Origin of the sequence: Syntrophotalea sp., from assembly GCF_050253115.1 — a bacterium.
Taxonomy (GTDB): domain Bacteria; phylum Desulfobacterota; class Desulfuromonadia; order Desulfuromonadales; family Syntrophotaleaceae; genus Syntrophotalea; species Syntrophotalea acetylenica.
Map to the genome: position 1 here is coordinate 1 of NZ_JBFWJQ010000147.1, position 5,166 is coordinate 5,166.

The 5,166-nt window shown below is 54.6% G+C and carries 3 protein-coding genes and 2 pseudogenes; all 5 read right to left on the reverse strand.

From position 1 onward, the window contains the following. Positions 1-430 precede the first annotated feature (430 nt). Entirely contained in the window at positions 431-2,074 is a 1,644-nt protein-coding gene (locus tag AB7E65_RS11885; protein ID WP_428746006.1) for an ADP-ribosylglycohydrolase family protein, read from the reverse strand. Between the two features lie 343 nt (positions 2,075-2,417). After that, positions 2,418-3,500: pseudogene (locus tag AB7E65_RS11890) on the reverse strand (IS5 family transposase). Between the two features lie 49 nt (positions 3,501-3,549). After that, positions 3,550-3,915 carry a hypothetical protein gene (locus tag AB7E65_RS11895; protein WP_428746007.1) on the reverse strand — a complete coding sequence of 122 codons (366 nt, stop codon included), beginning with the start codon at positions 3,913-3,915 and terminating at the stop codon, positions 3,550-3,552. Further along, positions 3,915-4,880 (reverse strand): RhuM family protein, encoded by a 966-nt coding sequence (gene rhuM / locus AB7E65_RS11900; RefSeq protein WP_428746008.1) that lies wholly within the window; start codon positions 4,878-4,880, stop codon positions 3,915-3,917. The genes AB7E65_RS11895 and rhuM overlap by 1 nt, the downstream gene beginning before the upstream one ends. Further along, positions 4,877-5,166: pseudogene (locus AB7E65_RS11905) on the reverse strand (SAM-dependent DNA methyltransferase); the annotation flags it as partial. The gene rhuM and the pseudogene AB7E65_RS11905, both read right to left, overlap by 4 nt.

Here is a 5,166-nt window from a genome sequence, read left to right on the forward strand (position 1 = left end):
TCTTCAAACCCGCAAAATCAGTCGGGTTTTTCTGTATCCAGAGTTTTCACAAGTCTGCTAGAATCCATTGACATCCATAAAATCCGGGGGTAACTTTTTGCGGGGAAGCGGACAGCCCAGAGCAGCCAAGGCGATAGCTGATACCTTTGCCCTGCCTCCTTAAAACAATAGGCTGGTACCGAATTTGGAAGCGAACGCAAGAGGAGCAGGAAAAGAGAAATCCTCACAGGCTGTCACCTTGGCAGAGTGCTGTCCTGTGAATAGGGTTCAGGGGAAGGGATGCTTGGGGATCTACGGGATAAGATCAGAGGTAAATCTTTAGAATTTTTACCTTTACCACATAATATCAAATACTTTAGCGCGGCTTCTTGGTCAGAATTTGATGTCGTGGCACTCAGGATATCAGGTAAGAGTCAGCACGCCTCTCCAGTTAGTACCCAGGGTATCTCCTCCACCAATCGTCATCATCCTCAAATCCAAGAAATTGATCGGTCGCGACCTGCTCGATAACCTGGCGCAGTTCAAGTCGCCCTAGCCATCGCTCCGCGATGGCTTTTCGCCCGAGCAGAGCTCCGAGGATGTTTCCGGCAATCGCTCCCGTACTGTCACTGTCGCCGGAATGATTGACCGCAAGGCGGATTCCGAGATCAAAGTCGTTCCCGGCGACCAGGGCGCAGTAGATCGCGATCGCCAGGGCTTCCTCGCCGACCCACCCTTCCCCGAGTTTCTCGACCGTTTCCGCGCTATGAGGCAGTTCCGGATCTGCGGCGAACTCGCAGGCTTTTTTGACGGTGGCTTCTGTTTCCTCTCCACCCGGATGCTCTTTGAGGATATCGAGCGTGTTGTCGATAGCCACGTTCAGGTCATCTCCATCGATGATCCGCCCGATCATCATGACAAGACAGGCCGCCGGCAAATACCCGGAGGGATGGCCGTGGGTCAGATAGCCCAGATCCCGTCCGACTTTGAACGATTCCCGGTCACGCATACCAGGATCCATAACGCGACACATAAAGTGGGATTGGAAAAGCAGACCCACAGGCGCCATGCGCATCACGGCCCCGCATCCCTTGCTGTCGTTGTGCCGGGAGCCGGAATTGTCCAGCAGAAAAGGTCGGTCATGGCGAAGTGACGAGAGGCAGGTATTGCCGGGGGCGCGACGACTGTGCAGTTCAGGAGTATGGGCCAGCCATCCGTCCATGGAGACCTGATTTTTCTCAGCCTCCCCTTGGGTCACCAGCCAGCGCCGATATGCATAGTGAGTGCAACTGACAAAGGACGGCCCTATTCCTTTGTCCTGGGCACGGCTGACAGCTCGAAGCAGACCTTCGGCCGTAAAGAGCGTCATTTGGGTATCGTCGGTGATCGCTCCCACTTTGCCGAAGGCCTCGGCATAATCCTGGATACCTGCAGGTCCGAAGCGTTTTCTGATTTCGGCCAGGGAGTCGAATTCGATAGCCGCGCCAAGGGCGTCGCCGACCGCTCCACCTAAGAGGCAGCCCAGATAATGGTCCAGGGTTCTCTGGGCATGCTTCGCATGGTAGGCATGGACATGGTGCTCCTGCTCCCGGGTTTCAATCGCTCCGGGGCGAGCCTGTCTGACCTGCTCGATCGCCTTGTCCGGTTCCAGACCGAAATCGACCAGTATTCGGGCAGCCAAAAGACCGGTTCGTCCGAGGCCGCCGCGGCAATGAAAAACAACTTTACCCCCGCTGCACAGAATTCCGCGAATCCGGTTCCCGACAGTCTCCCATGCGCTTTCAAAACGATCGTCGGGTGTACTGACATCCACAATGGGCAGATGAAACCATTGCAGGTTTTTCCTTGCTACTCGTTCCCTGAAATCGTCAACGCCGAGCAATTCGAATTCGTGATCCTCAATTAAGGAAACCAAGACTTGCGCGCCCCATCGTTCGATTTCGGCGAGGTCTTTATCGAGGTCCCGATTCCAGTTGCCTGAGTACAGACCTTTTCCCTTTTTCCCTGGGCAGAAGGTCAGGCCGAGTTCGCCTTTGACATGAGGGATCTGCAGGAGGTCGATTCGTAAAGGATGCGTGTCGCTGGTTTTATCCATAAGATTAGGCTCGGTCCCTGTTTAGCGATCTTCAGCAGATTTCATCGGCCTTAAATGGGAATAGGCATTCCATCCCAGAATGATTCACGGGTGCGTTCACATATCCGATTCTCTTAAACATGTCATTTTATGTACCATAGGAATCCCCCCCGGCTTTGCCGGGGAACACTAACAGGCCGTTGAAAAACTAACCGGGAGTTGGCCTTTCCGCTCCCGATAGCGATTTTTTCGATCTTTGACAATCTGTTTTTCGTTGGTTCCGGGCCGAAACTCTTCGTTTTGGCGCTTGTTAAAGCCCTTTAGCGCCGTTTTTGGGGATCAACAGGCGGATTTATTCCTTTTTTCATCCTGTTGCCCAGATTAAGTTGCGCATTCGTACCAGGTTGTAGGCGGTCATGGCGAACTCAAACATCCATCCGACCCGGTCAAGTCCTCGATGCCGCGTTTTGCGCAAACATCCTGTGGTCTTCAACCAGCCGAAGATCTCTTCGACGCGTTTGCGCACTCGCTGGCTGATGCGGTAGCCCTCATGCCGAGTGGTACGCCCATCGATGGCTGAGCCTTTATCCTTCTGTGCGACGTGCGCGGTGGCCAATAATTCCCGCAGTCCTTCGACGAAGATCGGGACATCGTAACCCTTGTCACCGCCGATCGTAATCCGGTTTGTCCCTGGCAGGTTTTCGACCATCTCCAGAGCCGCTTCCCATTCGGCGGTGCCATTGGCCGGGGACAAGCGATTGTCGATGACCAAGCCGTTACGATTCTCCATCAGGGCATGCCCCATGAAGCAGAGCTTGGCTTCCTTGCCTTTGCCCTTTTTGAGCAGGCGGGCGTCCGGATCAGTCGTGGACTGATGCGTATCGTTTTTGCGCTTCTGCCCCTTGAAGTCGACTTCGGGATTTCGGCCACCGTTTGCCGGCGGATCCTGTTCCTGGTCATCCTTTGGACGAAAGCTCTTCATCGACGCCTAGGCTTCGATCAGAGTTCCGTCGACGGTGAAATGCTCCTTCGACACCAGCCCGGCGCGTTGAGCGAGGGCCTTGGTTGCCTGAAAAAACGCTGCGGCCACTTCGAACTGCATCAGCCGGTCGCGGTTTTTGGAAAAGGTCGAATGATTCCAAATCTTGCCATCCATGGAGAGACCGACAAACCAGCGAAACAACAGGTTGTAATCCAACTGCTCAACCAGCATTCGCTCGCTGCGGATGGTGTAGAGCACTTGCAGAAGAGAAGCACGCAGCAGTTGTTCCGGAGGTATCGAGGGGCGGCCGGTATGCGAGTACATTTCCCGGAATAAGGGTGCCAAATCATCGAGAATGTTGTCGACCATGATCTTGATCGGCCGCAGCGGGTGATCCTTGGGAACCCGCGTCTCCGGAGAGACATAACTGAACATAGCCTGCTGCTTCTGGTCTTCGCCGCGCATAACATTTCTCCTGCAAATTCGGATATTTATGCGCGAAATTATAGCAAAATTAGGGTGTCAGGCCTAGTAAAATCAAGGGCTTGGGTAAATAGTTTTTCAACAACCTGTTAGGATCTTCTGTAATGTAGCTTTTGATTGGCCGAGGGGAACCTCCACGCTCAATTATAGATATGTCACCCAGCTTTACCCATAACCAACTGTTAGGAAGCAAATACGGATTTTTTTCTAGCAATAAACTTTCACCATTCGTGTTCAAAACCTTGGCAATCAGAGCTGAGGCAGGCTCATCAGACAGATCCTGTGGCACCAGCTTCCCCTGCACCGCAAGCTGAAGAATCAATTCACGCAGTTTCTGCACCCCATTGGGCGCATCGGCCAGATGTCCGAAATTGGTGAAAAACGTCTCGGCAGTCATCAGGCGTTGCTCCGGTTGATGAGGTTGACGATCACCTTGACGATGGTGTCCTTCTCTTCCGGCCTACTCTCGGCGATCAGCAGGGTGAGCGCAACCAGGGCGTTGTCGGCCAGCCGCTTGGAGCCGTCCTCGCGGTAAAGGATGCCGTTACGCGCCAGAAAGAAGATGAACACAGCGGCGGCGATGCGCTTGTTGCCGTCGGTGAAGGCGTGGTTCTTGACGATGAAGTAGAGCAGGTTGGCGGCTTTTTCTTCGACGCTTGGGTAAACATCCTTACCGTCGAAGGTCTGGTAGATGGCGCCAAGTGCGCTCTTGAACCCCTGATCCTTCTCCTGGCCGAAGAGTCCGTCGAAATCGGTCTTCATCGACTTGACGATGGCAATGGCCTTGTCGTACTCAAGCACGAACACGGCCGGGCCGCTGGTGGCCTCCACAGTCAGGGTGCCGTGGTCGTAGCGGTCGAGAGTGGCCAGAGCGTAGGCGTAGTCGGTGATGACCTGCAGCACCTCCTGCCCGGTGTCGCTGAGCAGTTGCTGCTGCGCGAGGGTACGCGAGAGCAGCGCGACGGCTTGCTGTATTTCCTGCAGTTTGGCGCGTTCCTCCTGCAGGCGCTGCTCGTTAAGGGTGTAACCTTTGACCAGGTGCTCGCGCAGCACACGTGTCGCCCATTGGCGGAACTGGGTGCCGCGCTGCGATTTGACCCGGTAGCCAACGGAGATGATGACGTCGAGACTGTAGAACGCGACCGGCTTGTCTGAATTTGCAATATGCATTTTCTGCATATTGCTTTTTTCGTCCAGCTCTCCTTCCTTGAACACGTTGCGAATGTGGCGGGACAAAACGGACTGGTCCCGTTGAAACAGATCGACCAACTGGGCCTGGTTCAGCCATACGGTGTCATGTTCAAGCTGCACTTCGAGACGGGTTTTCCCATCCTCTGCCTGATAAATGGCAACCTCGCTCATGCCGAATCCCGCTCCTGAACGGGGTCTCGCTCAAGGGCCTCCATCAGCTCCCGCTTTAGCTTCTCACGCGTATCGGCCACACTGGCAAGAAGCGTCTTGTACTCGGCCAGCAGCTCCTCGGGATCGCCGTGGTCATCTTCAACAGTATTGGGGTTTTTGATGTCGAGGTTATAGCCGCCCGCTTTGATCTGCTCGACTGAAACCTTCCATGCTCGTTCGTTTTCCTCGCGCCCCTCTCGTTTTTTGTCTCCCCACCAGGACTTCTCGGGCGCGAACTCCTCGATGC

Coding starts and splice junctions, on each gene's coding strand:
- AB7E65_RS11885 (WP_428746006.1), bottom strand. CDS start 2,074: ATGGATAAAACCAGCGACACGCATCCTTTACGAATCGACCTCCTGCAG.
- AB7E65_RS11895 (WP_428746007.1), bottom strand. CDS start 3,915: ATGACTGCCGAGACGTTTTTCACCAATTTCGGACATCTGGCCGATGCG.
- rhuM (WP_428746008.1), bottom strand. CDS start 4,880: ATGAGCGAGGTTGCCATTTATCAGGCAGAGGATGGGAAAACCCGTCTC.